General features: G+C 61.7%; 1 pseudogene. It reads left to right on the top strand.

The annotated features are described in order from the left end of the window. Positions 1–572, top strand: a pseudogene (locus tag ACR0C6_RS22100) (DNA-directed RNA polymerase subunit beta'); the annotation flags it as partial.

The following is a 572-nucleotide window of genomic DNA, read 5'->3' on the forward strand; positions in this document are numbered from 1 at the left end:
ACCTGACCCGTCGTCTGGTGGACGTGGCGCAGGACTGCATCGTTCGTGAGATCGATTGTGGCACCGAGCGCGCAATCACTGCCGAAGCTGCGGTCAACGATGGTGAGGTTGTCGCCTCGCTGGCCGAGCGTATCCTGGGCCGTGTGGCGGCTGACGATATCCTGCGTCCGGGTACGGATGAGGTGCTTGTTGCGGCTGGTCAGCTGATCGACGAACGTATGGCAGACACCATCGACGAAGCGGGCGTTCAGTCGACCCGCATCCGCTCACCTCTGACCTGCGAGTCTGAGGAAGGCGTCTGTGCCACCTGCTACGGTCGTGACCTTGCTCGCGGTACCATGGTGAACACGGGTGAGGCTGTCGGCATCATCGCCGCCCAGTCCATCGGTGAACCCGGTACACAGCTGACGATGCGGACCTTCCACATCGGTGGTGTTGCGCAAGGTGGTCAGCAGTCGTTCCAGGAAGCCAGCCAGGCTGGTGTCGTATCCTTCGAGAACCCGCAGATCCTGGTCAATGCCGCAGGCGAAAGCCTTGTCATGGGCCGGAACATGAAGCTGGTGATCAAGGAC

The sequence above is a fragment of the Ruegeria sp. AL12 genome (genome assembly GCF_056540885.1).